The sequence below is a fragment of the Methanosarcina siciliae T4/M genome, from assembly GCF_000970085.1.
GTDB lineage: Archaea > Halobacteriota > Methanosarcinia > Methanosarcinales > Methanosarcinaceae > Methanosarcina > Methanosarcina siciliae.
Window position 1 is genome coordinate 4,202,720 of record NZ_CP009506.1, and the last position, 26,596, is coordinate 4,229,315.

The 26,596-nt window shown below is 42.1% G+C and carries 22 protein-coding genes; 13 read left to right on the top strand and 9 right to left on the bottom strand.

What is annotated here, in order from left to right; all coding sequences use genetic code 11:
• Positions 1 to 58: 58 nt before the first annotated feature.
• The 3 genes from MSSIT_RS17620 to MSSIT_RS17630 all read left to right on the top strand — a co-directional run bounded on the left by MSSIT_RS17620 (position 59) and on the right by MSSIT_RS17630 (position 4,353).
• Complete coding sequence (locus MSSIT_RS17620) at positions 59 to 1,984, top strand: clostripain-related cysteine peptidase (protein WP_048173806.1); 1,926 nt, start codon at positions 59 to 61, stop codon at positions 1,982 to 1,984.
• Between the two features lie 320 nt (positions 1,985 to 2,304).
• Positions 2,305 to 3,321 (top strand): flap endonuclease-1, encoded by a 1,017-nt coding sequence (gene fen, locus MSSIT_RS17625; protein WP_048173807.1) that lies wholly within the window; start codon positions 2,305 to 2,307, stop codon positions 3,319 to 3,321.
• Positions 3,322 to 3,345: 24 nt separating this feature from the next.
• The gene (locus MSSIT_RS17630; RefSeq protein ID WP_048173808.1) at positions 3,346 to 4,353 is read left to right on the top strand and encodes a cation diffusion facilitator family transporter; all 1,008 of its coding nucleotides are present in this window, start codon (positions 3,346 to 3,348) and stop codon (positions 4,351 to 4,353) included.
• Positions 4,354 to 4,479: 126 nt separating this feature from the next.
• Here MSSIT_RS17630 and MSSIT_RS17635 read toward each other — a convergent pair whose 3' ends face one another.
• Together MSSIT_RS17635 and gpmI are read right to left on the bottom strand one after the other, a co-directional pair.
• Positions 4,480 to 5,436 (bottom strand): beta-ribofuranosylaminobenzene 5'-phosphate synthase, encoded by a 957-nt coding sequence (locus tag MSSIT_RS17635; protein WP_048173809.1) that lies wholly within the window; start codon positions 5,434 to 5,436, stop codon positions 4,480 to 4,482.
• Positions 5,437 to 5,850: 414 nt separating this feature from the next.
• Positions 5,851 to 7,404: a 2,3-bisphosphoglycerate-independent phosphoglycerate mutase gene (gpmI, locus tag MSSIT_RS17640; RefSeq protein ID WP_048173810.1), complete on the bottom strand. Its 1,554-nt coding sequence runs from the start codon at positions 7,402 to 7,404 to the stop codon at positions 5,851 to 5,853.
• A 269-nt stretch (positions 7,405 to 7,673) separates the two neighbouring features.
• Here gpmI and MSSIT_RS17645 point away from each other — a divergent pair, with 269 nt between their 5' ends.
• The 4 genes from MSSIT_RS17645 to MSSIT_RS17655 all read left to right on the top strand — a co-directional run bounded on the left by MSSIT_RS17645 (position 7,674) and on the right by MSSIT_RS17655 (position 10,796).
• Positions 7,674 to 8,276, top strand: coding sequence for an acetate uptake transporter (locus MSSIT_RS17645; protein ID WP_048173811.1), 603 nt, complete (start codon positions 7,674 to 7,676; stop codon positions 8,274 to 8,276).
• A gap of 305 nt (positions 8,277 to 8,581) precedes the next feature.
• The gene (locus MSSIT_RS25060) at positions 8,582 to 8,890 is read left to right on the top strand and encodes a class I SAM-dependent methyltransferase (protein WP_052721711.1); all 309 of its coding nucleotides are present in this window, start codon (positions 8,582 to 8,584) and stop codon (positions 8,888 to 8,890) included.
• 43 nt (positions 8,891 to 8,933) lie between these two features.
• Positions 8,934 to 9,164 carry a hypothetical protein gene (locus MSSIT_RS25065; protein WP_052721712.1) on the top strand — a complete coding sequence of 77 codons (231 nt, stop codon included), beginning with the start codon at positions 8,934 to 8,936 and terminating at the stop codon, positions 9,162 to 9,164.
• Positions 9,165 to 9,872: 708 nt separating this feature from the next.
• Complete coding sequence (locus tag MSSIT_RS17655; RefSeq protein ID WP_048173812.1) at positions 9,873 to 10,796, top strand: UbiA family prenyltransferase; 924 nt, start codon at positions 9,873 to 9,875, stop codon at positions 10,794 to 10,796.
• 269 nt (positions 10,797 to 11,065) lie between these two features.
• Here MSSIT_RS17655 and MSSIT_RS17660 read toward each other — a convergent pair whose 3' ends face one another.
• Both MSSIT_RS17660 and purH read right to left on the bottom strand, forming a co-directional pair.
• Positions 11,066 to 11,851, bottom strand: coding sequence for a helix-turn-helix transcriptional regulator (locus MSSIT_RS17660; protein WP_048173813.1), 786 nt, complete (start codon positions 11,849 to 11,851; stop codon positions 11,066 to 11,068).
• A gap of 716 nt (positions 11,852 to 12,567) precedes the next feature.
• Positions 12,568 to 14,184: a bifunctional phosphoribosylaminoimidazolecarboxamide formyltransferase/IMP cyclohydrolase gene (gene purH, locus MSSIT_RS17665; RefSeq protein WP_048173814.1), complete on the bottom strand. Its 1,617-nt coding sequence runs from the start codon at positions 14,182 to 14,184 to the stop codon at positions 12,568 to 12,570.
• Between the two features lie 390 nt (positions 14,185 to 14,574).
• On the opposite strand from purH, the gene MSSIT_RS17670 reads away from it, so the two are divergent.
• Together MSSIT_RS17670 and nth are read left to right on the top strand one after the other, a co-directional pair.
• Complete coding sequence (locus MSSIT_RS17670) at positions 14,575 to 15,927, top strand: dihydrolipoyl dehydrogenase family protein (RefSeq protein WP_048173815.1); 1,353 nt, start codon at positions 14,575 to 14,577, stop codon at positions 15,925 to 15,927.
• A 172-nt stretch (positions 15,928 to 16,099) separates the two neighbouring features.
• Positions 16,100 to 16,804, top strand: coding sequence for an endonuclease III (nth, locus tag MSSIT_RS17675; RefSeq protein ID WP_048173816.1), 705 nt, complete (start codon positions 16,100 to 16,102; stop codon positions 16,802 to 16,804).
• Positions 16,805 to 17,037: 233 nt separating this feature from the next.
• On the opposite strand, the gene MSSIT_RS17680 is transcribed toward nth, so the two are convergent.
• Genes MSSIT_RS17680 through MSSIT_RS23710 form a run of 3 tightly spaced genes read right to left on the bottom strand, consistent with a single transcriptional unit; the run spans position 17,038 to position 18,144 of the window.
• Positions 17,038 to 17,343 carry a PDGLE domain-containing protein gene (locus tag MSSIT_RS17680; protein WP_048173817.1) on the bottom strand — a complete coding sequence of 102 codons (306 nt, stop codon included), beginning with the start codon at positions 17,341 to 17,343 and terminating at the stop codon, positions 17,038 to 17,040.
• Entirely contained in the window at positions 17,340 to 17,984 is a 645-nt protein-coding gene (gene cbiM / locus MSSIT_RS17685; protein WP_231589958.1) for a cobalt transporter CbiM, read from the bottom strand. The genes MSSIT_RS17680 and cbiM overlap by 4 nt, the downstream gene beginning before the upstream one ends.
• A 7-nt stretch (positions 17,985 to 17,991) precedes the next feature.
• The gene (locus tag MSSIT_RS23710) at positions 17,992 to 18,144 is read right to left on the bottom strand and encodes a hypothetical protein (protein ID WP_156158900.1); all 153 of its coding nucleotides are present in this window, start codon (positions 18,142 to 18,144) and stop codon (positions 17,992 to 17,994) included.
• Positions 18,145 to 18,544: 400 nt separating this feature from the next.
• Here MSSIT_RS23710 and MSSIT_RS17690 point away from each other — a divergent pair, with 400 nt between their 5' ends.
• The 4 genes from MSSIT_RS17690 (at position 18,545) to MSSIT_RS17705 (ending at position 24,083) form a co-directional block, all read left to right on the top strand.
• Positions 18,545 to 19,339, top strand: a complete 795-nt coding sequence (locus MSSIT_RS17690; RefSeq protein WP_231589960.1) for a class I SAM-dependent methyltransferase — start codon at positions 18,545 to 18,547, stop codon at positions 19,337 to 19,339.
• Between the two features lie 421 nt (positions 19,340 to 19,760).
• Positions 19,761 to 20,543, top strand: a complete 783-nt coding sequence (locus MSSIT_RS17695) for a nicotianamine synthase family protein (protein WP_231589961.1) — start codon at positions 19,761 to 19,763, stop codon at positions 20,541 to 20,543.
• Complete coding sequence (locus MSSIT_RS17700; RefSeq protein WP_231589963.1) at positions 20,503 to 21,357, top strand: nicotianamine synthase family protein; 855 nt, start codon at positions 20,503 to 20,505, stop codon at positions 21,355 to 21,357. Before MSSIT_RS17695 ends, MSSIT_RS17700 begins: the two co-directional genes overlap by 41 nt.
• A 566-nt stretch (positions 21,358 to 21,923) precedes the next feature.
• The gene (locus MSSIT_RS17705) at positions 21,924 to 24,083 is read left to right on the top strand and encodes an MEDS domain-containing protein (protein WP_082089061.1); all 2,160 of its coding nucleotides are present in this window, start codon (positions 21,924 to 21,926) and stop codon (positions 24,081 to 24,083) included.
• A gap of 139 nt (positions 24,084 to 24,222) precedes the next feature.
• Here the strand turns inward: MSSIT_RS17705 and cbiQ are convergent, their stop codons facing one another.
• Together cbiQ and MSSIT_RS17715 are read right to left on the bottom strand one after the other, a co-directional pair.
• Positions 24,223 to 25,029, bottom strand: a complete 807-nt coding sequence (gene cbiQ, locus MSSIT_RS17710; RefSeq protein WP_048173821.1) for a cobalt ECF transporter T component CbiQ — start codon at positions 25,027 to 25,029, stop codon at positions 24,223 to 24,225.
• Complete coding sequence (locus MSSIT_RS17715; RefSeq protein WP_231589967.1) at positions 25,029 to 25,979, bottom strand: ATP-binding cassette domain-containing protein; 951 nt, start codon at positions 25,977 to 25,979, stop codon at positions 25,029 to 25,031. The genes cbiQ and MSSIT_RS17715 overlap by 1 nt, the downstream gene beginning before the upstream one ends.
• Positions 25,980 to 26,596 lie beyond the last annotated feature (617 nt).

A 26,596-nucleotide genomic window follows, 5' to 3' on the forward strand; every position in this document is an offset into this window, starting at 1 on the left:
TCTGGATTTTCCCCTTTTCTCCTGAATAGCTTGGATTGGGATTCATGGAGGGTTGAGTTTGGAAGGGGAACTCCAGAAAGCAAAAGTTGCTGCAATTATTTTTATGATCATTCTTTTTTTACTACTTAGCGGAGGCTGTTTGGAAGAAGAAACAGATATTGAAAACCCCGGCGGCGGGACTGAAATCAAAAGTAACCATTCTACAGAATATGAAGGCGATTTTCCAAAACGTCAGTTATCTACTTTTGTTGCGGTCTATATGGTCGGGAGTGACCTTGAGTCTTCAAACGGATATGCCAGCAAGGACATCTTTGAAATTATTGATGGGGCATCCACGCTGAACAGAAACGAGACTGAAGTTCTCGTGGCTTACGGAGGGGCTGCTGTGGAGGGATGGGAAGGTATGACGATCGCAGAGCTTGAAGACCTCAGAAAGGACAGCGAGGACGAAGTCATAGGCAATGAAGAAATCCACAGGAAGAAATATCCCCATGCAAACATGGGAGATGCCGCAGGACTTGAAACCTTTCTTTCGTATATCCGGGAAAACTACGAGAGTGAAAGCATCCTGCTTATTTTCTGGGACCACGGAGACGCTTACAGAGGACTTTGTTTTGACGAAAATAACGGGTATGACAGGCTGGAGCTGCCTGAACTGAGCGATGCCCTTGAAGCCTCAGGGATGCATTTTGACCTTATCGGCTTTGATGCCTGCCTCATGTCCACTCTTGAGCTTGCAAGAGCAGTTGAACCTTCTGCTGATTACATGCTCTCCTCCGAGTCAATAGAACCCACCCACGGCTGGGACTATGTTGCTTTCATCGGATACGTCTCAGAGTCTCCCGAAGCCTCTGCAGAAGAAACAGGCAAGGTTATCATTGATAGTTATCTGGATAACCCCTCGCATGTGCCCCCAAGAACCCTTTCTCTCCTTGACCTTTCCAAAACCGAAGAGGTACTGCAGAATGTAGATTGGCTTGCAGAGGAGATGGGAACAAGCTTTTCAAACTCAAAAGGGTATTGCGGGCTTGGGGCATCCATTACAAAAGCCCGAAAGTTCGGGGTCGAGCCAAAGAAAGGCTCGGAAATCTCAATGGACCTGAAGAGTTTTGCCCTGAGAATCGGGGAGGAAATGCCGGAACTTACAGACAGGTCCGATGACCTCATAAAATCACTTGAAGATTTTGTTATTTACTCCAGGCAGGACGGTACAATGCCTGAAGCGTATGGAGTTTCCGTATATTCTCCCCAGACACTGGATAGCTACTCCACTTATTACGGCAGGGTTTCCATTTCAGAAACATGGTCGGAATTCCTTGACGGTTATGCCATGAAAACCTGTGCGGACTTTACCGAACCCGGCATTTCAAAATCCGGAGATACCTTTTCAGTAGAAGACGATTCCGGGCTGGCTTCGGTAGACCAGGTGTATTTTATAGCTTCCCCTGAAGGTCCGGTTCTCATAGGAAAAATGCCCCTTACCTGTTCAGGAGGCACAAACTACAGCCTTCCCCCCTGGGGAGGGGAATGGATTTTTATAGAGAACTCCAAAACGGGGAAAAGCTCTCTTATTTATGCGGTCTGCGGAGGAGAAAGCGAGAACGGAGACAGAATATTTGATACCGAACTGGGACTTCAAAGAGACGGGGAGTTCAGATCCTGTCTTACTCAGCTTTACCTGGATACTCTCAACGGGACTGTCAGAGCTTATATGAATCCCTACGAAGTCCTTGACGACGGAAACATCCTGTTCTCAAAAGAAGTGCTTGAACCCGAACCCGGAGATATTATCACTGCATACGCCCCGGTCTACGGAGAAGCCGGCATTAAGTACTGGACAACGCTTGGAAGGCTTAAGATGGATGAAAATACAGCTTTTGTCTACGACTTTCTACCTGAGAGGACCTATTATACCGCACTCCATGCAGAAGATTACCGCCTTAACGTCAATATGAGCGAACCTAAGGAGATTATCCTGGAATAATTGTCTGAAAACTTCCTTAACAATTCTCCTCCATCTCAAAAAGCCGTTAATCTGGCAACAGGGATAAAACTTCGGTACACATAAAGTCTATTATCAAGAAAACAGAGTTATCGGAAGAGAGATCCAGGAACGGGATACCGGGAACAAGATGCGGGGAACAAGATGTAAAGAGCAACTAGTGTCCCGAGCAACTAGTGTACCCGGATTAAAACTGCCTGAGGATCGTAAGTTCCCGCAGGAAGTAAAAGAGTTTAGACCGGAGAGTAAAAGTAAAGAAACCTGAGGCTAAAAAAGAATTTCATACACAGGAGGGAAAAAATATGGGCACGGATATAGGAGATCTGCTTCAGAAAAGGAAAATAGAGCTTTCTGACCTTTCAAACCGAGTGGTTGCAGTTGATGCATTTAACACCCTTCACCAGTTTTTGAGCATTATCCGCCAGAGGGACGGAAGTCCTCTGGTTAATTCAAGAGGGAAAGTGACCTCTCACCTTTCCGGGCTGCTCTACAGGACAGCAAGCCTGATTGAAGCCGGCATCAAACCTGTTTTCATTTTTGACGGCAAGCCCCCTGACCTGAAATCCGAAACCCTGAGCCGGAGGAAAGAAGTAAGGGAGACTTCTCGGGAAAAATGGGCAAATGCAAAGGCAGAAGGGGACCTTGAAGCTGCTTATAAGTATGCTCAGGCATCTTCAAAGGTCGACCATGAAATCGTTGAAGATTCAAAATACCTCCTCGGAATAATGGGCATTCCCTGGATACAGGCTCCCTGTGAAGGAGAGGCACAGGCTGCCCACATGGTTCTGAAGAAAGACGCAGACTATGTTGCTTCACAGGACTATGATTCCTTTCTTTTCGGAGCCCCCAAAGTTGTCCGCAATATGGCTGTCACCGGAAAGCGTAAGCTCCCCGGAAAGAATGTCTATGTTGATGTCAAACTTGAAGTAATCGACCTTGAGGAAACCCTCAGGGCTCTGGGGGTCAACAGGAATCAGTTAATCGATATTGCAATCTGCGTCGGTACGGACTATAACAAAGGACTGGAAAAAGTAGGCCCTAAAACCGCCCTCAAACTGATAAAAAAGCATGGAGATATCCATGCCGTGCTCCGGGAAAAAGAAGTAGAAATCGAAGGCCTGGACAGAATAAGGGAACTTTTTATCCATCCTGAAGTAACCGACAACTACGAAATTAAATGGACAAAGCCGGATTCCGAAAAACTCATCAAATTCCTATCAGAGAAGAACGACTTCTCCGCAGAGAGGGTGGAAAAAGCTGCAGAACGCCTTAAAGCAGTGTCAGGAGCAAGGCAGAAAACCCTCGACCAGTGGTTTTGAAGAGTTTTAAGCGCAGAGGAAGATATGGGCCTAAAAGGACATGAACCGGAACATTCAGAAAAAGAGCACTCGCATTCCCATGTCCATGGAGTAGTGGATCCCGAAATTATTTCCACGGATAAAGGGCTGTACGCAGTCAAATGGTCCTTTGCAGGCCTGATGCTAACCGCGCTCTTTCAAATTTTTGTAGTATGGGCTTCGGGAAGTGTAGCCCTTTTTGCCGATACTATTCATAACTTCGGAGATGCGGCAACTGCAATTCCCCTGGGTTTTGCTTTCCTGCTCTCCAGAAAAAACCCCAACAAAAGATTTACTTACGGCTACGGCAGAGCAGAAGACCTTGCAGGGCTGCTAATTGTTTTTCTTATCTTCATCAGTGCAGTGGTTGCAGCTTACGAATCAGTTCAAAGGCTTCTTGCTCCCCAGACTGTCGATTACCTGTGGGCTGTGGCTACAGCTTCAATTATTGGATTTCTGGGAAATGAGCTGGTGGCAAAATTCAGGATAAAAGTCGGAAAAGAAATAGGAAGTGCTGCCCTAATTGCCGATGGATACCATGCGCGTGCAGACGGGTTTACCAGCCTTGCAGTGCTTTTAGGAGCTCTTGGCATCTGGTTTGGATATCCACTCGCAGACCCTGTAATCGGGCTCCTGATTACAGTTGCAATCCTCCGTATAGTCCTGGAAACGGGTAAATCCGTTATTTCCCGCATGATGGACGGAGTTGACCCTCAAATTGTTGATGATATCCGGCAGGTAATAAGCCAGGTAAAAGAGGTAAAGGATATTACGGAGGTAAGGGTACGCTGGATAGGACACAGGCTTTATGCTGAAGTTAATATCGCAGTAGAATCCGGGCTCTCCGTTAAGGAAGGACATGAAATTGCAGTAAATGTGAGACATAGGATGCTCCATGGCCTGAATTATCTGTCAAACGCAGTTGTACACGTAGATCCTCTTGGAGCATCCGGAGAGAACTTTCATCGTCTTCCGGGACACGATTCCGAAATTTCCCCGGCTGATTCGCACTGAAACTGCAGGCTTCCGGACTCTAAACGATTTCAAAATAATTTAACCCGGATTTTAGTTCGGGTTTTTAGTATCAGACTTTAAATACCAGGGTTTAAGTATCAAACATTAAATCTCGGGATTTAAGTATCAGATATTAGAGATCTCTGCTCCACTGTTCTTTGCCCGGGTCATCATTGTGATTCCACCGACTGATTCGTCAAGCATTTTCTGAACTTCAGCCTGGAGCTGCCTGCCTTCTTCCCTGTTATCCACAAAGGCATAAACTACAGGTCCAAAAGAGCTTACTCCGGCCCCGTAGCTCCGGCTCCGCATAAAAGAGGCAATGCTCTTGACGAAGTCAGGCCAGATCAGACTCTCACTTTTGTTGAAACCCACGGTCTGGACATGATTTACCGCAGCCCCGAAACTTTCGATATCTCCCTCGAGAACTGCAGGCATCATCTTCATGAGTACCATGTGTGCAACCTCCCTGACCTCCCCTATCGGCAGGGGACAGAATTTCTGAAACACATCGATCTCTTGCTGGTCGTGCATGCCCTTGTCATTGGGAACTGCAATAACGACATCCCAATCAGGAAAATCTTCCCTGAAAAGTACAGGCCCCGGAGGTACCCTGCTTGCAGCTGATGGCATGAAAGCCCCTTTGTCTTTGAACCTGTGCCCCCCATCAACTATGAATCCGCCCTTTTCAAAAGCCGTTACTCCTATACCCGAGGTTCCTCCTCTTTTTACGACAAATGCAAGTTCTCGAACGCTTTTTTCAAGTCCGTAAAGTTCATTCACAGCTGCTGCAACAGCCAGGGCCGCCTGGCTACCTGATCCAAAGCCCACGTGAGCGGGAATCAGAGATTCTACATCAATTATGACTCCTTTTTCATCAGGAAGCAGGACTTCAGCGGCTTTTATCATGCGGCCGGCAAATTCCTGAAGTCCTTCTATCCGGATTTCATCGGCTTCTGCCGCAGTAATTTTTACATTGGGGGAGGAAAGAGTAAGTCCTGCCCCTCCATCAACTCTCCCTATCTCACCATTCATATCGATAAGGGTTATGTGAAGCCGGCTGGGAGTGGTTATTTTGATCATGCGTGGACAACCCGAGACAAACACTATAAAATTTTATAATAACCTTAGAATCTTTATTTCCTATTGTAACTGCTGATATTTAATCTTTTTAAAAAAATCCTGCTCGGAAAAAACGCATTTTTTATGAAAACGTATGCCTGGAACTCTGAAAAAATAGAGTTGATACTAAATCAACAGGGTAGGAAGCCCAAATAAAAGAGAACGACAGAAAACCTGGTAAAACCCTAAAAGAGAAAAGAAAGAAAATGGAACAAGAAGCAAGAAAAAGAATAAAACAAGAAAGTAGAATAAGGCCGGAAAAAAGAAAAGAAGGGAGAGGGGATAGAAAATAAAAAACGGAACGAAAAATATTAAAAAATAATTGATTTTTTCGCAAACCTTACTTTTCTGAGTATTAAACTCTGACTTTTCTTTTTAGCGTCGCTCATTTAAAATCAACGATTTGCCTTTCATCTCTTTAGGCTTAGGGACTCCAAGAAGGGCCAGGAGAGTGGGGGCAAGGTCAGACAGTTTCCCGTCCTCAAGGGCTTTTACTTCGCCATTTCCTGCATAAATGCACCTTACGGGATTTGAGGTATGGGCTGTATGCGGCTCTCCTGTGTGCTGGTTTTCCATCTGTTCGGCATTTCCGTGGTCTGCAGTTATAAGGGCCACACCCCCTGCTTTTTTCAGAGCCTCAATAATCCTCCCCACGCAGGTATCCACTGCTTCTACTGCCTGTACTGCGGCTTCAAATATTCCTGTGTGCCCTACCATATCCATATTTGCGAAATTGAGTACAATTACATCATACTTTCCGGACTGAATTCTCCGGATTACCTCGTCCGTAACTTCATATGCACTCATTTCGGGTTTGAGATCATAGGTGGCAACCTTTGGGGAGGGGATAAGGCAGCGGTCTTCTCCATCGTAGCATTTTTCCTGCCCACCGTTCAGGAAAAATGTCACATGGGCGTATTTCTCGGTTTCAGCAATACGAAGCTGGACAAGCCCCTGCCTACTGAGAACTTCCCCAAGCACATTTTCCAGCTCTTCAGGTGGGAAGACAATTGGCAAATTCAGGGTTTCGTCATACTGCGCCATACAAACGTAGTGGACCTTCGGGAGTTTTTCCCTGGAGAAACCATCAAAGTCCTCATTTACAAAAGCCCAGGTGAGCTGCCTTGCCCTATCAGGCCTGAAATTAAAGAAAATTATAGAATCATTATCCCGTATGACTGCCTCAGGCTTTCCGTCAGGGCCGGTAACTACGGTGGGTTTTACAAACTCATCGGATTCTCCCCTGGCATAGGCTTCAGAAACTGCAGTTTCGGGGTCAGGAGTAGAATATGGAGCTAATCCCAGAGTCAGGGCATCATAGGCAAGTTTTGACCTCTCCCAGCGCTTATCCCTGTCCATTGCGTAGTAACGTCCCTGTACCGTCGCAATCTTAGCACTCCCATTTTCTTTACAAAAAGCATCAAGCTCTCTGATATCTGCAAGAGCAGCTTTAGGGGGCACGTCTCTCCCGTCCAGAAAAGCATGTATATATACCTTTTTTAGCCCTTTGTCCCGTGCAAGTTTGATGAGGGCATAAAGGTGGGTCATATAACTGTGAACGCCTCCGTAAGAGACAAGCCCCATGAGGTGCAGGCTTGAATCATTGAGCTTCACGTTTGAGATTGCGTCCAGCAAAACAGGATTTTCGAAAAAATCCCCTTTCCTGATAGAGAGGTTTATTCTTGTAAGTTCCTGGTAAACGACTCTTCCCGCCCCTATATTCAGATGGCCGACTTCGGAATTTCCCATCTGACCTTCCGGCAGGCCTACGGCTTCCCCCGAGCATTCCAAAAAGCACCAGGGGAATTCATTCATCAAGCTGTCAAGGTTTGGGGTTCTGGCTGCTAGGATAGCGTTTCCTTCTGCGGCTTCCCTGTAACCCCAGCCGTCAAGGATCATGAGCATAAGAGGTCTTCTTGCTTGAGTCATATGAAGGGAATTCCACACCTGTTCATAAATAGCTTGTCATGAAACCCCAAAAATCCGGAATAAGATTCTCTGAGGCCCTCTAATGAAATTGAATAATATATATTTATGATGTATTGAAAATATATTTACTGTCCGTAAATATAAGTATTAATAATTACATACTTCACCAAAAGGTAAAAAAGAGACAGCAAAAACGCAGCGTGTCTCTATGTATTTCTTATAGGAAGTTCAGGCAAAATCTCCGAATAACGGGAAGGAGGATTGGAATCTTGAGTCAAGACATTAAAGATGTTATGAACATTCGTGATATAAAAATAAAGGATTTAAGTGCAAACCCTGCTCCACTGGGTTTGATGGGGTTCGGAATGACGACTGTACTGTTGAACATACACAATGCAGGCTTCTATCCGATGAACGCGATGATCCTTTCTATGGGCATTTTCTACGGCGGATTAGCTCAGGTTATTGCAGGGATAATGGAATGGAAGAAGGGGAATACTTTCGGGGCAACAGCTTTTACCTCATACGGGTTTTTCTGGCTCACGCTGGTGGGAATTGTCCTGCTTCCCCAGAATGAAATCTATGCAGGGTTCGTTACTGAGTCGTTACCCTTTGCTGCATACCTCTTTATGTGGGGACTTTTTACCTTTGTCATGTTCATAGGCACACTTAAAGGTTCAAAAGCTCTCTCTGTTGTTTTCCTGGCTCTTGCAATTCTGTTCTTCTTGCTTGCAGCAGGAAACTATCCAGGAAACCCTGCAATACTCAAAGTCGCTGGTTATGAAGGTATCTTTACAGGACTTGCCGCAATATATACAGCCCTTGGCCAGGTACTGAATGAGGCGTACGGGAAAAAGATAGTTCCGCTCTAAAAAGGAGCGTGAAGGTTCAGAAATGTTTTTTTGGGCTATTAAGCCCATTTTTTTATTAACCTTTCATACCCCCTTATTTTTCATTAACTATTTTATCAGTTATCTTTTGGCTAATTTAGTTAGGTTGATTAGCTGCATATCGTTGATTTTTGTCAACTATTTTTATCAGAAATTTCCACCAGCCAATTTCATCAGCCAATTTCATCAGCCAATTTTATAGCCTATCTTTTATTCAATGTCCAACGACATACTGCTTTTTCATATTACAAAAAATCAAGAACGGGAAAAATGGATAAGGAAGAAGGATGGACATCAAAAGAGCCCTTGACATCGGTGTTGGTCCCGGAAGTCTGACAGTTCCTCTTGCCGGAAGAATTGTACATGTAATAGCAGTCGAACCTGCAGAAGGGATGATGGAGGTTCTGAAACAAAATATAGAGACTTACGGGATGGAGAATATCGACTGGGTATACAAAGACCGGGAAGCTATTGACATAGAGGATGACATCTTTCCCCTTTATGATATTGTGTTTGCATCATACTCCCCGGGCATGAAAGATATCCGAGCTTCAATCCAGAAAATGGTCGACTATTCTGCATGGGTGCGAATATAGGCAGGGCCCAAAGGCAGACACCCTTTAAAATGTACTCTACGATATGGAGATCTATCCGGATGTGAAGGTCTTTCCTTTTGAGCACAAAAACCGCTTTGAAAACCTAGAAGTAGCCCTTGAACACTTCAAACCCCAGTGCGCTGCATTTTCACCTGAGCAGGAAGAAATTCCCAGGAGTTACTTCCAGGAATTGCTTGAGGATGAAAATGGGGCTCTTGTGCAAAAGGGCCGGAGCACAAGGGTCAAGGTGTGGTGGAAAGTTTCTGCCTTTTGAAAAAAAATTAACATCAAGTGACTTTTACTCCGGATTCAGGAGTACAATATTTCAGACCCTTTTTTCATGAAAAACAGGATTAAATATTACTGATAGAAATCGTTTGCGAAAGTAATATATATAAGATTTTAACTCGCGCCCTCCATGAAAAATTCCACACATAAGCTCAAAAGAAAGTTTTTTTGCCTCCGTAAAAACCGGAAGAACAAAATTATCAAGACCCTCTTTTGCCTGTGTTTTTGCCTGTTTTTTCTTCAGAACTCTGACTTCCCCTCAAAGACCAAAGAGACGAGTAGCAACCATAGAGACCTCAAAATCTATTCCTGTGCTACTCAGAATAAGATGTTTTATAGAAATTACATATGTTATTTTTGGGAAAATTATCGGCTTTACATTCAGGCTATATATTGACATTCTTTTTATTAGAAATTAAAATGTTTCTTTTTAAATACGTGTTAATACTCGAGTAAAGTTTTGATCCTCCAAAATCCGCGTTTTTGCGGACTTTTGAGTTTATAGAATAAAGGAGCCCGTTGATTTTTAAGGGGTTCAGGGCAGAATAAGTTATCTATATAAATATAATAGATAGTTTATCAACTTATATGTTAGTTCATTAATATACGATTTGTTTAGTACGGCATTAATTATACAGATCTGTTGAAATTATATTGAAATAATAATATTAGAAAGTCGTACAGAATTAGCTCCATGAGCTTCAATGTATTTTCTGGTAATCTGAGACACATTTTCAAGCACCACAGAACGACCAATTTTAGAAATAAAGAAGAAAATGCCACTTTTGAACTTTTAAAAAGTTCTATTTTAGTTGCATTCTCAGGCGCTTTAAGAATACACATAGCATTTCTATTATTACATATACAATCAAGCATACAAACCTGTATTGCAGGTGGTCTAATTATTTATACTGTATACACCATAGACAGAGCTCTGGAGTCTGAAGAAGATACTGTAAACCGGACAGAACTAAGGGGCTCGAATAAAAAAGTTGGACTCGCAGTTTCACTGCTGGCTTTTATGATCGGAACTTATATCCTGGCAAAAGAAGGAATTCCTGCACTTGCATTCGTACCTCTCATAACCGGCTATCTGTACAGTAAAGGCATAAAAATTGGCAAGTTCGCCTTGAAACTTAAAGGGGGACTTGGGATGAAGAACATTATTGTGGGGCTTACCTGGGGAATTTTTATTACAGGACTTGCAGGCAGTAGGTGTGGAAATCTGACCCCTGTTGTTCTGGTATTCATTTTCTTCGGTGTAAAACTCTTTATTAACTCTGCCATATATGATTTCAAGGACATTAAAGGAGACACCCTTGCAGGCATCAAGACCCTGCCCGTAAGCCTCGGAATCCAGAAAACCCGCAATCTTCTTTCCTCCATGCATCTTCTCTGCCACCTGGCACTTGGAATTGCCCTTATCCACGGAATTCTTGCATTTGAACCTCTCATAATTATCTACAGTTTCATTTGCGGGCTGATCTGCATTCAGAGCCTTACAGCTCCCGAGGATGAGAAACATTCTTCCCAAAAACTTGAAAGAACCGTGCTTGTGGACGGAGAATCCGCTTCAATTGTCGGGCTCAGGATGATTACAGGGGCTCTGATTGCATAAAAACCTGAATGAGAAAAGATTCCTATCAAAAAACTAAGACAAAACCAAACAGAAAATACATCCGGAGCAAGACATTTAGGTAAAAAACATTACCAAAAGAAAGAGTAAGGAAGGTAGAGAGCCTGGTTAAACAGGTTTTAAAAAGGCCAGATTGAAGATCAAACCTCTTCATCAGCTATTCTTCAATTCTGTTTTACAGCTTTTCCTCTTTCAGACTCTCGAAGATCTGCAATCGAAAGAGATAACATTCCCCATTACATTTTTTAGATTTACAGATTTTTGATCTCAACTGCATTCTCTTTGTAATATTTAAAAAGTTCTTCACCCCATTTAATTGACGAAGAATCAAAACCCACAAGGTCATGCCTCGGATCAAAGGTCCCATTTTTGAAAAACAGTGAGAGTGACATAAACCTGTCTGTTACGACAAAAGCTACCTTTGCACTGTCGTAGACATGGAAACTTGTGTGTTTGTGCTTAAGAAATTCTTCAATCTCAGCATTGTGCTCGCTTTTTATCTTGAAAAAGACATTGGGTGTAACAATTATAGAGATAGGGATATTTCTGCGAGCCAGCTCAAGGAACATTGAGGGATAGCTAGGGAGGAAAATGGATGAAAAACCCAAAAAACGACCGGAAGTCAGAACGTTTTCCATGAACGCTTTATGCGAATCATAAATATGTTCGTGCTCGTCCTTTACAACTCTACACTCTTTCAGCTCCTGAATTCGGTTTAGCAACGATTCCGGAATTGCTGCAATGTCATGGTCTCTCCAGAAGTCTTCGTTTGCTTCTATAGCTGCCAGAGTATCAAGGAAAGGCCTGTAATATATAGCTGAAACTTTTCCCAGGGAAGTCAACCGATACATTCCTTCCTGTCTTACAATTAAATTGGCGGTCTCCATTTCTTTCAGGCGAGGTAGAATCTCCGGGGACCTCACATCGAAGTAAACCTTGATCTCCGAAAGGGTTTTTGGGCTCTCCTGAAGTAAAAATAAGATTTCTTTTCGTTTTTCAGAAAAGGTTAGGATGCTTAAAAGTCCAGTTGATTTCACACATATCAGCCCATTGATTTTTATACTGTCTCAAGAGTCATTTGAGAATTATTATTGAAAGGTAAGTACTCCAGCTTTGATTCGAAGTGGCGGTAATTTAATTTTTTAATTCTTCTCATTTTTTATATTGAATAGAGGTGGCACTTATATCAGACTGATATAATATTGCTAGAATGGTATACGAATTCAAGATATATTATCTTTTTCAAGAGTAGACTTGACACATAATAATTTTTCATAGTATATAGATCGTCTATGTACCAGTCTTTCGAAAATGTAAAATATCCAGTTAAAAAAAGGAGATTACTTTACAAATAATAATCATATGACAATGAGATAAAATTATTCCATCAATATACGGCAAAAAACTACAGATTCAACATACCGGCTGAAAATCAGGAATAAAAAATTGATAATTAATGCTCGTTGTTTGATGAATTATTTATGAAAGTACACAGCCCCAGCAGGGAAATAAATACTTGAAGGACACATAAAGAACTTAATAAAGTTGATATCTAATTAAGCCCGGAAACATAGCACCTTTAATCGAGAATATAAAAATTTCAACTCAGGAAAAAACCGTACCTTCCAAACTCTGCTGTTTTGAAAAATAAACTTGAAATAAGAATGTACCCTGTCCTTTGATGCAGGGTACTCGTGTTTTTGTATTGAGCTCAGGTGCATACCTTGAGTTTTTCGTAGTCCAGGCTGACGATTCAGTGAAGAAAATGCCTCATGCCTGTAAAAACCAGGGCAACTCCAAGCCTATTTGCAGTAGCAATAACTTCATTGTCCCGGATAGACCCACCCGGGGAGACAATATAACGAATGTTATTTTCTGCTGCGTGGATTACACTGTCATCGAAGGGGAAGAAAGCATCCGATGCCATTACACATTCGGACAGAATCTTCTGGCAATACTTTTCAAAGGGTACAGCAGGCTGCTCACGCTCATAGATTACCTTTAGATTTTCAACTGCCTTTGTGGCTGCCAGTTTGCGGATCGAGTCTACCCTGTTAGGTTGCCCCGCCCCCATACCAAGCACCATGAAGAATCCGGGCTCATATTCGTTAGCAAGGATCACGGCATTGGATTTTGTGGCTTTGCAGGCTTTAAGGCAAAACTCCGAAAGGGCACGTTTGTCATCGGGATAGGAAACTTCGGAAACAGATTCCCATTTGTCGTAGATCCCTATGTCCCGGCTCTGCTTAAGCATACCTCCGATCACGTATTTGTAAGTGCATTCCGTCCCGAAAACCTCTCTAAGTTCCGGAAGCTTCAGGAGCCTCAGATTTTCACTTTTATTTTTCAGGTATTCAAGAGCATCGGGATTGAAGTCAGGAGCAAGAATGATTTCTATGAATTTCCCGTTCAGAAAAGTTGCAGCTTCAAGATCAAAAGTTTCGTTTGTACAGATTATGCTCCCATAAGCTGAAATCGGGTCTCCGTCCCAGGCAGCCTGCAAGGCCTGGAGGAGAGTGTCCCCAGTGGCAAGCCCGCAGGGGTTATTGTGTTTTACAATTACTACTGCAGGAGAGGCATTTCCCAGCTCTTTGACCGTCTGAAGGGCATTGTCGGCATCAACATAGTTATTGTAGGAAAGTTCTTTTCCATGGAGCTGAATTGCTTTTGCCAGACTTGGACCTTCGAGGGAGGGGTCTTTGTAGAAACAGGCTTTCTGGTGCCAGTTTTCTCCATAGCGGAGCTTGACCCCTTCGGTAAACTTCAAGCGCAATACCTCTTCTCCAAGCAGAGTCCTGCTCAGATAGGTATCGATAGCTGCATCGTAGTCAGCGGTATGCCTGAAAGCTTTAACCGCGAGGTTTGCACGGGTTTTGTCAGAGATTACCCCACTTGAGCGCAATTCCTTAAGGACATGCCCGTAGTCCGAAGGGTCAGATATAACTGTTACCGAACGATAGTTTTTGGCTGCCGAACGGAGAAGGGTAGGACCCCCGATGTCTATATTTTCGATGGCTTCTTCAAGTTCCACACCCTCTTTGGAAACCGTTACTTCAAAGGGGTACAGGTTTACGGCCACCAGATCTATGAGGGAGATGTCTTCTTTTTCAGCTTCCTCCATCTGTTCTTTGCTGTCCCGCAGGCATAAGAGCCCGCCATGAATTCTCGGGTGGAGAGTTTTGACTCTTCCCCCCATCATCTCCGGATAGCCTGTGACTTCCGAGACATCGGTAACCTCGATGCCGGCGTCGCGAAGGATTTTCGCAGTTCCGCCTGTTGAGATGATCTTCACGCCAAGTGCTTCAAGCCCGCGTGCAAATTCCGCAATTCCTGTCTTGTCTGAGACGCTGAGCAGTGCCCTTTTTACCAAAAAATCACCAATATACTTGGTTTAAAAATTATTAGCTATAAAACTTATGGTTTACACATTATTTTATTGGTAAGAAATTTTGTTATTGAAGAAAATCAGAGTTAAATCCCTCAAATGCAACATTTCTGTTAACATTTGATCATGAACCTCACGGATTTCTAGTTCTTTAAGTTTTTGGTATCTTGAACTATCTTTTTCATCCCCCTGAGATAAGGACATTCTTTCTGAATAAAAGTTTAGGTGAAATTTTTATTGTCAGGAATAGGAAAGAATAAGGAGTACGGGAGTGGTATTCTTCAGAATTATTCTTTCACTCTGCTCCTGATTTTTAAAATCAATTTTACTTTTTAAGCTCATATTTAGAGAAACAGGGAAAAAGATGGGAAGCCGATGGAAAAAGAGTACGATATTATAATTCTCGGGACGGGCACTGCAGGCAGAACCCTTGCAGGCAGGGCAAAATCCACGGGATTGAAGTTTGCTATTATTGATTCGAGGGAGTACGGAGGTACCTGCCCTCTTAGAGGGTGCGATCCCAAAAAAGCTCTTGCAGGCGCATCGGAAGCTACGGACTGGAACAACAGGCTTATAGGCAAAGGTGCGGGAACAGAGAAGCCTTTGGAAATCAATTGGCCTTCACTTATCGAATTCAAGAGAACGTTTACCAGGGATTATCCCCGTGAAGCCGAGAAAATGTTCGCAGATATGGGAATTGATATGTATCACGGGAGAGCTAATTTTGAGAATGAGAATACCATACTTGTCGGGAAAAACAAACTTAAGGGAAAGTATATTTTCCTTGCGACCGGCTCAAAACCGCGGAAATTGAACATCCCGGGTGAAGAATACCTTACAACAAGCGAAGAATTCATGGAAACCGAGAAGCTTCCTGAAAAGATAATTTTTGTCGGGGGCGGGTATGTCTCTTTCGAGTTTGCACATATTGCCTTGCGAGCAGGGGCAGAAGTTTTAATCCTGCACAGAAGCAAAAAGCCCCTGGGAAATTTTGATTCCGACATGGTGGATCTGCTTGTCAAGGCTTCTGAGAGTGCAGGCATCAGGATTTTTACAGACAGGCCGGTGATAGCTGTCGAAAGAGAAGGGAACGGATTTCTGGTCAGAACCGAATACAAAACCGAAACCGAATCCGAAACTCAGACTTTCAATGCAGACATGGTAGTAAACGGTGCAGGTCGAACTCCTGATATAGAAGACCTGCAGCTTGAAAATGCCGGGATCAAAGCTGAAAAAAAAGGGATTATAGTTGATAAGCACATGCGAACTTCAAACCCCCGCGTTTATGCCGGAGGAGACTGTACTGCCGAAGGCATGCAGCTTACTCCGGTAGCAACCCTGCAGGGGAAAATCGCAGCAGCCAACATCTTCGAGGAGAACGGAGTTGAAATAGATTACACGGGGACTCCGAGTGCAGTTTTTACTATTCCTGTCCTGGCTTCGGTCGGGATCACCGAAGCAAAGGTTAATGATAAACACAGAGTAATTTTCCGTGACCGCAGTAAATGGAACACTACCCGAAGAGCAGGACTTGAATTTGCAGCCTCAAAAGTAATTCTCGATAAAACAAATGACAGTATAGCAGGAGCCCATATTCTGGGACCGAATGCCGAAGAGACCATCAATATATTTGCTATGGCAATGCAGCTTGGGCTAAGGGCATCCAGCATAAAGAAAATGGTGTTCACCTATCCAACGACATGTTCCGATATTCTTTATATGTTGTAAACTCCAGTTGTGTGGAAACAGGTCATCTGAGATTTATCTTGACTTATTTACCTTTACCCGATCCCCATCATCTTTATCCGGAAAAAGTAAAATAAAAAGAGATCCAGATGCCTTTAAAAAACCTGTGTTTACGGCTGAAGCCGGAAAACAAATACGGACCGGAGTTTTTTCGATGACCGAAAACAAATCGAAGAAATCAGCTCCCAGTGAACCCCTGCAGGAGTATGATATCCCCGACAACAGACATAATTTTGACAGGGTATGGGCGCTTTTGAAAGCAGAGTACCCGAATGCAAAACCTTCTCTTAACTACAGCAACCCCCTGGAACTTCTTGTAGCAACTGTCCTTTCCGCCCAGTCAACAGATGTCCAGATCAACAGAGTAACTGAAAATTTGTTCAAAAAATACAGGACTGCCGAGGATTATGCCGGGGCAGACCTCAGGGAACTCGAAATTGACATTTATTCCACTGGCTTTTACAAAAACAAAGCAAAAAACATCAAAGCTGCGGCACAAATAATTGTAGAACGCTTTGGGGGGGAAGTCCCGAAGACCATGGAGGAACTGGTAGCCCTTCCCGGTGTAGGGAGAAAAACCGCGAATATAGTACTTGCAAGGGCTTTTGGGGTAATAGAAGGTATTGCCGTGGATACCCATGTAAAAAGAGTATCAAGAAGGCTTGGCTTTACCATGCACTCCGACCCGGAAAAAATTGAAAAGGACCTGATAGCCCTTGCCCGAAAAGAAGACCTCGATTCAATTTCCATGACCCTGATCTATCATGGCAGGAAAGTTTGCCAGGCAAGAAAACCCAGGTGCCATATTTGTGTTGTAAAAAAGCTGTGCCCTTCCAGCATTATATTTATTGGAGAGTAAGAAATGAAATTCTTAGGGTCAAAAATATCTTGATTGAAGAGAATCCGGAAAAATAATATTTAAATCAGAAACTCATGAAAAATACTAATAAAATACTAATAAAATACTAATAAGAGACACAAAAAACTCATAAAAGAGACACAAAAAACTCATAAAAATCTAAGGAGAAAATACATGAGAAGCCGCTCCCCCCGAAGAAAAACGGCTTTTCAAAAGGAAAACGATTTTTTTGCTCAGGCTTTTTTATTAAAAACCTTTCCAAAACCGAAGCTTATTGCCAGTACTGCAATCGTGCCCACTGCAATCGCCAGGACTTCTCCGCTTTTTCCCATACCTTCAATTGCATAATCAGGCATAGGAGAACTTACTGCAGGTTCCATTTCTTCAATTGCGGACATTTTCGATTCTTCAACTATCCCTCCAGCCGCACTTTCCAGTCCGTCAGGGTCGGAAGATGCAAGAAAAGGAGCAAGAACTGAAAGCAAAAGCGCAATTGCAATTCCGGCGTAAAGGAATTTCATATTAGAGTTTCCGCTCATGCATGAGCCTCCTTCTTGGATTTCTCCGACTTTACAGTGAAATCGTCTTCAAGGAGATCGGGGCGGGATTTTGCAATCGCTGTGATTACAACTGCAGTTATCAGCCCTTCACCGACAAAACCAATTATCAGATGATAGGTTCCCATTGCAATGAGACCCGGAACAAGGGGGAAAGTCCCTGCAATCCACATCTGAACTGCGCAAACAATTGCCGAGATAAATAGCCCTAGCCACGCGCCTCCGAAGGCTGCAATGCTTGTGCCTGTAATCTTGCGAAGAGCAACATAGGTATAATATCCGACAAACCCGGAAATGATGCCCATGTTAAGGATATTTGCACCCATTGTAGTGATCCCGCCATCTCCGAAGGCAAAACCCTGTACAAGCAGCACGAGTGTGAGTACAAGTACACCAGCCAAGGGGCTTCCGAAGACGATGGCAACAAGGGTTGCTCCTACCATGTGTCCACTTGTCCCCATCCCTATGGGAATATTCATAGCCTGGATAGCAAAGATCCCTGCTGCAAGGGCGGCAAGAACGGGCACTTTCATTTCGTCAAGATCATTTTTTGCCCACTTCATTGACATTATTATAAATGGAAGGGCAATTATCCAATAGACAATTGCCTGGCTTAACGGCATAAAAGAATCAGGTATATGCATTTTCGTATTCCTCTATCTTCACCTTATTTTGATTATCTTCGTTTACACTGTGAACATTCCATTTCCCATGTTTTTCAGAATATTCATCATATAAAGATAAAAAACACCCAAAAGACCAAAATTTGTTAAGTGCTACCACGTTAACTAGCACCACTAGAAATTTATAATGACTCTTCCTAATGTCTATTTTTGAAGATATTTTTCAGAAGATTTTCTGATAATCCTAAATAATTCAGTATTACATATATACATTATGGTATTATTTTTTTTGATAATTTATTTAGAAAATCTTCTCATGTGTCGGGTTTTTTATTTTTCTATCGAATAAGTATCCTGGAATATTCCATCAAGCCGAATAGATATTCATCCCGGAAAAGTTGATGTTAATCCACATCAATCCCGTTTTATCACCTTTTTGATTCCCAATGAGTTATATACTACCTTTTTTATTCCCAATGGATTGCTTTTATAAGCAATTAAGTAATATATGCTCATCAGATTTCAATCTTTGGTAATATTTATTATTAAAAAAAGAATATTTGTGTATTACAATATTCTCATTATTACATGGAGGAATATTTATCGACTGTAAGGAAGTTATTGCCAATTACTGGAATTTCAGGTCTTCCACTTACACAAACGGAGTAAACGGTTTTGATGAGGAAGAGCGAACGATCTGGAAACAAAACTTTGAAAAATCCCTGGTTTCCGGCAAGCGTTTAAAAGTACTGGATGTGGGAACAGGCACAGGCTTTCTAGCCCTCCTTTTTGCCGAGATGGGACATAAAGTAACAGGCATAGACCTGTCCGAAGGAATGCTCGAAAAAGCAAAGCGTAACGCCGATAACATGGGCCTAGAAATTGATCTCTTCCATGGGGACGCGGAAAGCCTGCCTTTCGAAGATTGCTCTTTTGACCTGGTTGTGAACAAATACCTGCTCTGGACCCTCCAGGAGCCTTCCTATGCTGTTCGCGAATGGCAGCGAGTCCTTAAACCGGGAGGCATGATTTTTGCCATAGATGGCAACTGGTTTGATCCCCGTCCGGACAGGTACATCAAAAGGATGCTTTCCGAGTTGATAGAAAGCCTTGCGAAGAAAAAACAGTACAACCGGATTTTCAAGAACTCTTACGCTCCGATAAGGAATTCTCTTCCCCTCTATGAGAAAATAAGCCCGGAAAGTATCTCTCTTCTCTTTTCCGAAACAGGACTTGTGAACACTGCAATCAATCCTCTCCTAGAGGTGCGTAAGTTTCAAAGAAATCGGCACCCGTTTTCACAGAGGCTGTTTGAGAATAACTCCATATTTCTGATATCGGGGCAGAAAATTTAAGGATAAGCTTTAAAGTTCAAGGATAAGCTTTCTTTGTCCCTTCATATTTTTTAGTTGAATTTTTTCCATAAGATGCCCTGACATTTTTATTTCTTCACCGTTAACATTTTTTTATTATTTATGTTCATACGATCCTGACGATTTATACGGATTAGTTTTACATTTCTAATCAGGTTTTTTTTACTTGGTGCAACAAAACTTTTTAACATACATACATTTCGAAAATTGTAGAAAGCTTTTTATCTGGATCCGAAAAAATAAACGTTAAATTAAATTTGAATAAATAATTTTAGAAGTATAATAAAAGAACGATAAAGAGGCATATGATCTCATGAATAGTTTACTGAACGCTGAAGGCAACTCTCATTTAGTCCTATTCCGGGAATATGAGCCACAATTATGCAACATAAGATCACACATATTGCATTTTTACGACAATATTAAAAACCGTGATCTAAGTACAATTGCAGAATCAAATCTGAAAGAGCTCTATGAGATATTTTCCGAGCTAGATGAGCTGGGGCATCTGGACGTTGACAGCACGATTTGTGAGTTTGTGCTTCAGGACCCTGTAATTAGGGCCTTACTTCCTTCAGTCCATTCCAGCTACAGCAGTTATTTTAGCCTTCATGAAATCCAGCTTGCACGAAAAATTCTTGACAATGAAAACCCCTGGGAAATACTCGAATCCTTTTCCCTGTATCCGAGATATGAAAATCTGATCAACACCCAGTTCCAGAATTCCACCCGAATTAAAGTGCTGGCCTTTATAGGCTGTGGCCCCCTTCCTGTCACCCTGCTGCTATTCAGTAAACTGTACGGCATTCACTGCATTGGAATAGACAAAGACCCAGAAGCAGTAGCTCTGGCAAAAAGCTGTGTAAAGCACTTTGGTCTTGAAAAAGAAATCAGTATTATTGAAGGGGATGAGAATATGCTTTCGGAACTCGAATGGGACGCCGTGCTCATAGCAGCTCTTGCTGAACCGAAGCCGCGTATTTTCCAGAATCTCCATACAATAATCAAAAAGAAAAAATTCGAGAATGATAAGCCTATTTCCGTGTGTTACCGTAGCTATACGGGCATGAGGCAGCTATTCTACTGGCCTGTCCTTCCTGAGCATACCCGGGGTTTTCGGAAAATAAATGAAATAAACCCTTCCTGTGGGGCAAACAACACCCTCATCTTCCTGGAGTGTGAATAACATTCCAAAAATCGAGACTGCTTCCTTAATTGCCGAACTTCGGCAGATTTCTGCTCTGGTAAAGAGCTCTGGAGAAGAGGATATTCAGGAGGATTCCGCGAGTGAGCTGCAGGTACTATTTAACAGGCTGGATGAACTCGCAGCCCTGGAAGTAAATGAAAAGTCTATTGATACAATCCTTAAAAGTCCGGATTTTGATTTTCTGGTAGATTCAATTTCCCGATTCCGGTTTTTATACAATCTGAAACTTGAAAACGAAAAAGCAAAAAGCCTTCTTGAAAGCTCGGACCCGTGGGAAACTCTCCGGAATTTTACATTTTATTCGAACTACTTGCAGCTTGCCAGGACCGAATATACAGGTTCCGGTATAAAACCCGGAAATTGCATCCTATTTCTTGGAAGCGGCCCTCTCCCTCTGAGTCTGATAGTACTCTGCCACGAATACGGCCTTTTCGGAATCGGAATAGAGCAGGACGAAAAAAGGGCAAAGCTTTCGAGAGAGGTGATTGCCTGTCTCGGACTTTCCGAAAGCATCAAAATAGTTGAAGGAAACCACTTCAACCTACCCCTTGAAACCAGATGTTACCTTTATATGGTCGCCGCTCAGGCTGAACCCAAAAAGGAGGTGTTCGACCACCTGGCAAAAATTCTTCCCGGAGGAACTAAGGTCTCCTACCGCCTCTACGAAAAGGGACTCCGAAGAGTTATGGACGGGAGTTCCCTCTTTGAGCCGCCTTCAGGGTTTGAAGAATATCTCAGGGTTCAGCCGAAACCTCCAGTTAATAATACGGTTGTATTTCTTAAACGAAGATAAAAAGGCTCCAGAGACATTACAGTCTGATCCGAGGTTATAAATGAGGAGAAGGATGCGGAAAAAATTATTGATTTTTGTAATTTTTTTGGATACAACTAACAAGCATCTGAAGTACGATCGTATATTTAATATATTTATTCCAAAAAATATTATTTATTATTAATAAATTCTTATTTTGCATGTTATATTGAAAGAAAAATTTGTAACAGGGCAAATTCTACAGCTAATTTCAGAGGCTTGACGCTTTTGGAGGCTTTGGGCATTATAAGAAGACTTTCCTTGGGTAGAAGTCTTGACTTTGTGCCAAAAATATAAAATATCTTAAAAATGCACCTTCAAAATAAATGTCATAAATGTTTAAAATGTCATAAACGTTTATATCGTGTTACTGACGATATGTATAAATGACAAACAATGTTTATTTTTTAACAAAACTAGATACATTATGACTTACGCAGCTGAATCCTTGAAAACTTAAAATTATTCTGAAATGTAAAGAATAAATTCCAATAATGCCTGGAATTCTTTATATAAACCTGCCACTGCGTAAATCCTAAGTTGGAGAGATGGGGATGGGAACGAACAATAGGAGTTCTGGCATCGATATTATTGGAGACATTCACTGGGGAGTTCACCTGTGCCAGTTCTATCAAACCAAAGAAGATTTGATGGATATACTTGTTCCCTATTTTAAAGCAGGGTTGGAAGGTAACGAATTTTGTCTCTGGATCACGTCACAACCTCCCGATGTAGAAGAAGCAAAAAAAGCTTTGAGGAATTATTCCCCGGATATTGATGTTTATCTGGAGAAAGGTCAAATTGAAATCATTACCCGTACGCATTGGCTTCCTGAAGAGGGTACTTTTGATCTGGAGGGGCTATTAAACGGATTGGTCGGGAAACTTAACGAAGCTCTTGCCAATGGCTATGACGGTTTGAGATTGTCCGTGAATAATCCCTTGCTGGAAAAAGAAAACCGGAATGATATTGTTTACCTCAAAGAAAAACTGGATAACATCATAGAGAACTGCCAGATAATGGCGCTATGCACTTATTTTCTCGACAGGTACAGCGCAATCGAGATAATTGACATTGCAGTAAATCATCGATTCTCTTTGATAAAAAGAGAGGGTATATGGGAGCGGATAGGAAATCCCGGGTGCAGAAAAGTAGAAAAATCCGCTATTTGCGCTGTACAAAATGCAGAAGTTGAATCGAGAGAATCATACGATTATTTAGAAGAATTAGTTAAAGAGAGCACAATGCAGCTTGAAAAGGCTTACAAACGATTGAAAGAGAGTGAAATAGATCTTTCTGAAGCTCAAAAAATGGCTCATATTGGAAGCTGGAAATGGGATATTGTAAGTGATGAACTCTGCTGGTCTGATGAAATGTATCATATTTTTGGGTGTACTCCTGGAAAATCTGGTTTATCGCACAATGATGTTTTAACTCAATTACACCCCGACGATCGGGAATATGTGGATAATGCCGTTAAAAGAGCTTTAAAAGGAGACCCCTTTAGCATTGATCACAGGATCATCTCAGCTGATGGAGAAGAGCGCATAGTCCATTCACATGGAGAAGTTATTTTTGATGGAAAAAATACTCCCATTAGAATGAAGGGAACCCTCCAGGACATTACGGAGCGTACTAAAATTGAAGACTCGCTTATATTAAGCGAGGAAAGGTACCGTTCTTTTATACAGAACTTTACAGGGATTGCTTTTCAGCAAGACGAGGATCTCAACCTGGAGTTTGTAAAAGGGAACGTAGAAGAAATTACAGGGTACAGTGAAGAAGAATTAATATCTAAAAAGCGGTGGAGAAAAATTGTTGAGAAGGAAGATCTGCCTTTATTCCTCAAAAAAGAAAGAGAGATCAAAAATGCCCGCTCTCCACATTATGGGAAACTTAGCTACAGAATAAGGTGTAAGGACGAAAAAATAAAATGGGTGCATGAAGTATATCAGAAGATTCCGGGCAAGAATGGGAGGTCTGACAATCATCAGAGCACAATAACCGACGTCACCGAGAGAATAAAAGCAAAAGAAAACCTGGTGAAAATTGAGGATGCCAGGAAAAAAGAAATCCACCACAGAATAAAAAACAACTTACAGGTAATCTCTTCTCTTCTTGACCTTCAGGCTGAAAAGTTCAGTCATAAGAAGGCAGTTACTACTCCGGAAATTCTTGAAGCTTTCAGGGAAAGTCAGAACCGTGTAATCTCAATGTCCCTGATACACGAAGAACTCTATAAAGGAGAAGGAACCGATACTCTGGACTTTTCAGTATATCTCCAAAAATTGGCTGAAAATCTTCTCCAGACCTACAGCCTTTGTAGTAAAAATGTTCAACTGTTCCTGGATCTGGAAGAAAATGCCTTCTTCAATATGGATACCGCTGTCCCGTTAGGAATAATTGTTAACGAACTCGTTTCGAATTCTCTCAAACATGCCTTTACTGAAAAAGAGGGAGATATTCGAATCCGGCTTTGCAGGGAAAAACTGGATCCCGAAATAAACAAATCCCTTTTCAGCCTGATAATTTCAGATAATGGGAAAGGAATTTCTGAAAACGTAGCGTTAGAAAGTGTCGAATCCCTGGGCTTGCAGCTAGTAAATATCCTTGTTGATCAGGTTGATGGAGAAATAGAGCTTAAGAAAGTAGAGGGGACGAAATTCAGAATTACATTTTGGGTCACGGAAGATCATAAGCCCGGATAAAAAAAGTACCAGCTTCATCAAAACCCCTAAATTCTAAACAATCGTTGATTAATAACGGTTGATTTCAAGGGTCAATACAAAATAAGGTCTTTTTAATAACTATATCTCTCGGTTTCAGGGATTTAAGGCAGTAAGTCATTCAGACATAAAGATGAATATATAATATACAACCTGCACTCAGGAGCAGAAAAAGGACATCTGGGGTTCTGATTTTAGTCCTGTAATACGATTTTTCGTGCCCGCTTCCGTAGCCCCTGCAAAGCATGCTGATATAGGTCCTTTCTCCCTGCTCATAGGAGCGGATGAAGATTGAGCTCATGCTGTTTCCCACCTGCTCGATGACCCATTTCCTCGGCACATCTTTATTCCAGATGTCAAAGAGCCTTGTCTGCTGTGCAACCCTTATCCTTTTGAGGACGGACAAGAAAAGGAAGAGATAGCGCACCATCATGCTCAGAAGCAGCGTAAATTCCCTCGGGATGCCTATCCTGTCGGCTGCTGAAACCATATCTTTCAGCCGCGTGGTGGAAGAGAGTAGGACGATGGATGTTATGCAGACCAGAAATTTCGCAAGCAGAGAGCTCCCAAAGGCGAGTCCCTCATAGGTTATGCTAAGCCCGAAAGGCAGGTCAAGAGGGTAAACCGTATAATTTTCTATAAAGGCAGGTCTCAGGAAAGGCTGGATAAGGGCAATTCCAAGCCCGAAGGGTAAAATCGCAAGAATGCGGAGGAAAAAATACCTTAAATCCAGCCCGGCAACAAGCACAAGAACCAGCAAATAAACTTCTATGGCAAAAAGGCGAACCATATTATTCTCGTGAATCCTAGGCAGGCTAACCACGTAAATGATTATCGCAATCGAAAAAAGCAATTTTACCCGGGGATCAAGCCTGTGTATGGGACTGTTTTTGTAGGATTCACGTTCAATATCAGTGAGAGTTACCATTATAGATTCTCCGAGAAGGAGCCTTCTTTTCGGCTTTCAATCAATCCCACCGATTTTCTGTCCCGTACGAGCCGCAGGATCTCATCTCTGGCTTTTTCGGCTGTAATCTGTATGTTTACATCGAGTCCTTCCTGCTGGAGCATTTCGAATACTTCAGCCACTCTCGGAAGCCTGAGGTGAGCTTTCCCCAGTAGATTGGAATCGTTAAAGATCTCATCCGGGCTTCCATCAGCTTCAAGATTTCCATGGTGGAGTACGAAAACCCTTTCTGCAAAATAAGGAACGACATCCACGTCATGAGTGGAAAGAAGCAGGGTGATCCCAAGCTTCCGATTCATTTTCATAATCAACTCAAGGATGCGGGCAGAACTCAGAGGGTCAAGGCCTGCTGTCGGCTCGTCGAGCACGATAACTTCAGGACGCATGGCCAGGATGCCTGCAATTGCCACAAGTTTCTTCTGCCCCCCGCTCAGGTGGTGAGGGGCTCTTTCTTCAAAACCCGTAAGTCCCACCATTTCCAGGGCTTCCTTTACTCTCTTTTCAACCTCTACTCTGGACAGCCCCATATTGATAGGCCCAAAAGCTATGTCTTCTTCAACACTAGGAGCAAGCACCTGGTCATCGGGGTCCTGAAAAACTATGCCCACGGTCTCTCTGCACATCCGGACATTCTTTTTAGTAATTATTTCTCCTTTTACCTGGACCTCTCCGGAAAGAGGGCGCAGGATCCCGTTGAGGTGCTTAAAAAGAGTTGATTTTCCTGCCCCGTTAGCCCCGAGCACGGCAACTCTCTCCCCTTTAAATATTTTCAAGTTGATTTTATCAAGGGCGTTTGAATCAAGATGAGGATATCTATAGCAAAGGTCTTTGATTTCAAGGATAGGAATAACACTTGTTTCAGAAGCCCTGTTTACTTCTTCGAGGCTGGTCTTTGTTTTAGGAGTTATCATGCCTTCCGCTTCTGGTAGAGTGTTTGTTGTGATTTCAAAGTTGTGTGAGGAATTCGATATGCTCATACTTGAAAACGTCCTGTATGAAGATTGTATTTTAAGCGTTGAAAAATGATTTTTCAGAAATAGTGGTACATCTAATGAAGTTATCTGTTTTATGTGTTATGGTTTTTATTTTACATATTTTATAGACTATATTGGTACTTCTTGTTTCCATTCACTGCTTGCGCTTTAGTCTAACAATGTAAATCCAGGTAATCCCTTAAAAAGAATAAGAATTAACAGGGCAATAAATGGAGGGATAATACATATTCTATGATGTTTTAGTCCTTTCACCAAAATCCCATTAAGGCTTTAAGGATGAATTTCCTAGCTGATTTTTCTTTACTTGTTGGTATTGGTAATGTTTTTTATTCTCCTCAGGTAGTAATCTGCTTAGCTACCATGCCAAAATCGATATCAAAATACTGATTTTGAATAGCCTGAATAGTTATGTTTTGGGCAATATATATTCATAATTTTAGTTTTTTATGTATGAAATTTTTTGATCTAATAAAATTTTAGTAATATTTATTATGATAAAAAAGTATATTAGTATATCCCTACATTAATATTTT

Bases quoted from the DNA above. Each gene is read 5' to 3' on its own strand.
- MSSIT_RS17705 (WP_082089061.1), top strand. From the start codon at position 21,924: ATGGGGATGGGAACGAACAATAGGAGTTCTGGCATCGATATTATTGGA.
- MSSIT_RS17635 (WP_048173809.1), bottom strand. From the start codon at position 5,436: ATGATCAAAATAACCACTCCCAGCCGGCTTCACATAACCCTTATCGAT.
- MSSIT_RS17670 (WP_048173815.1), top strand. From the start codon at position 14,575: ATGGAAAAAGAGTACGATATTATAATTCTCGGGACGGGCACTGCAGGC.
- MSSIT_RS17715 (WP_231589967.1), bottom strand. From the start codon at position 25,979: ATGATAACTCCTAAAACAAAGACCAGCCTCGAAGAAGTAAACAGGGCT.
- MSSIT_RS25060 (WP_052721711.1), top strand. From the start codon at position 8,582: ATGGACATCAAAAGAGCCCTTGACATCGGTGTTGGTCCCGGAAGTCTG.
- MSSIT_RS17680 (WP_048173817.1), bottom strand. From the start codon at position 17,343: ATGAGCGGAAACTCTAATATGAAATTCCTTTACGCCGGAATTGCAATT.
- fen (WP_048173807.1), top strand. From the start codon at position 2,305: ATGGGCACGGATATAGGAGATCTGCTTCAGAAAAGGAAAATAGAGCTT.
- cbiM (WP_231589958.1), bottom strand. From the start codon at position 17,984: ATGCCGTTAAGCCAGGCAATTGTCTATTGGATAATTGCCCTTCCATTT.
- cbiQ (WP_048173821.1), bottom strand. From the start codon at position 25,029: ATGGTAACTCTCACTGATATTGAACGTGAATCCTACAAAAACAGTCCC.
- gpmI (WP_048173810.1), bottom strand. From the start codon at position 7,404: ATGACTCAAGCAAGAAGACCTCTTATGCTCATGATCCTTGACGGCTGG.
- nth (WP_048173816.1), top strand. From the start codon at position 16,100: ATGACCGAAAACAAATCGAAGAAATCAGCTCCCAGTGAACCCCTGCAG.
- MSSIT_RS25065 (WP_052721712.1), top strand. From the start codon at position 8,934: ATGGAGATCTATCCGGATGTGAAGGTCTTTCCTTTTGAGCACAAAAAC.
- MSSIT_RS17655 (WP_048173812.1), top strand. From the start codon at position 9,873: ATGAGCTTCAATGTATTTTCTGGTAATCTGAGACACATTTTCAAGCAC.
- MSSIT_RS17630 (WP_048173808.1), top strand. From the start codon at position 3,346: ATGGGCCTAAAAGGACATGAACCGGAACATTCAGAAAAAGAGCACTCG.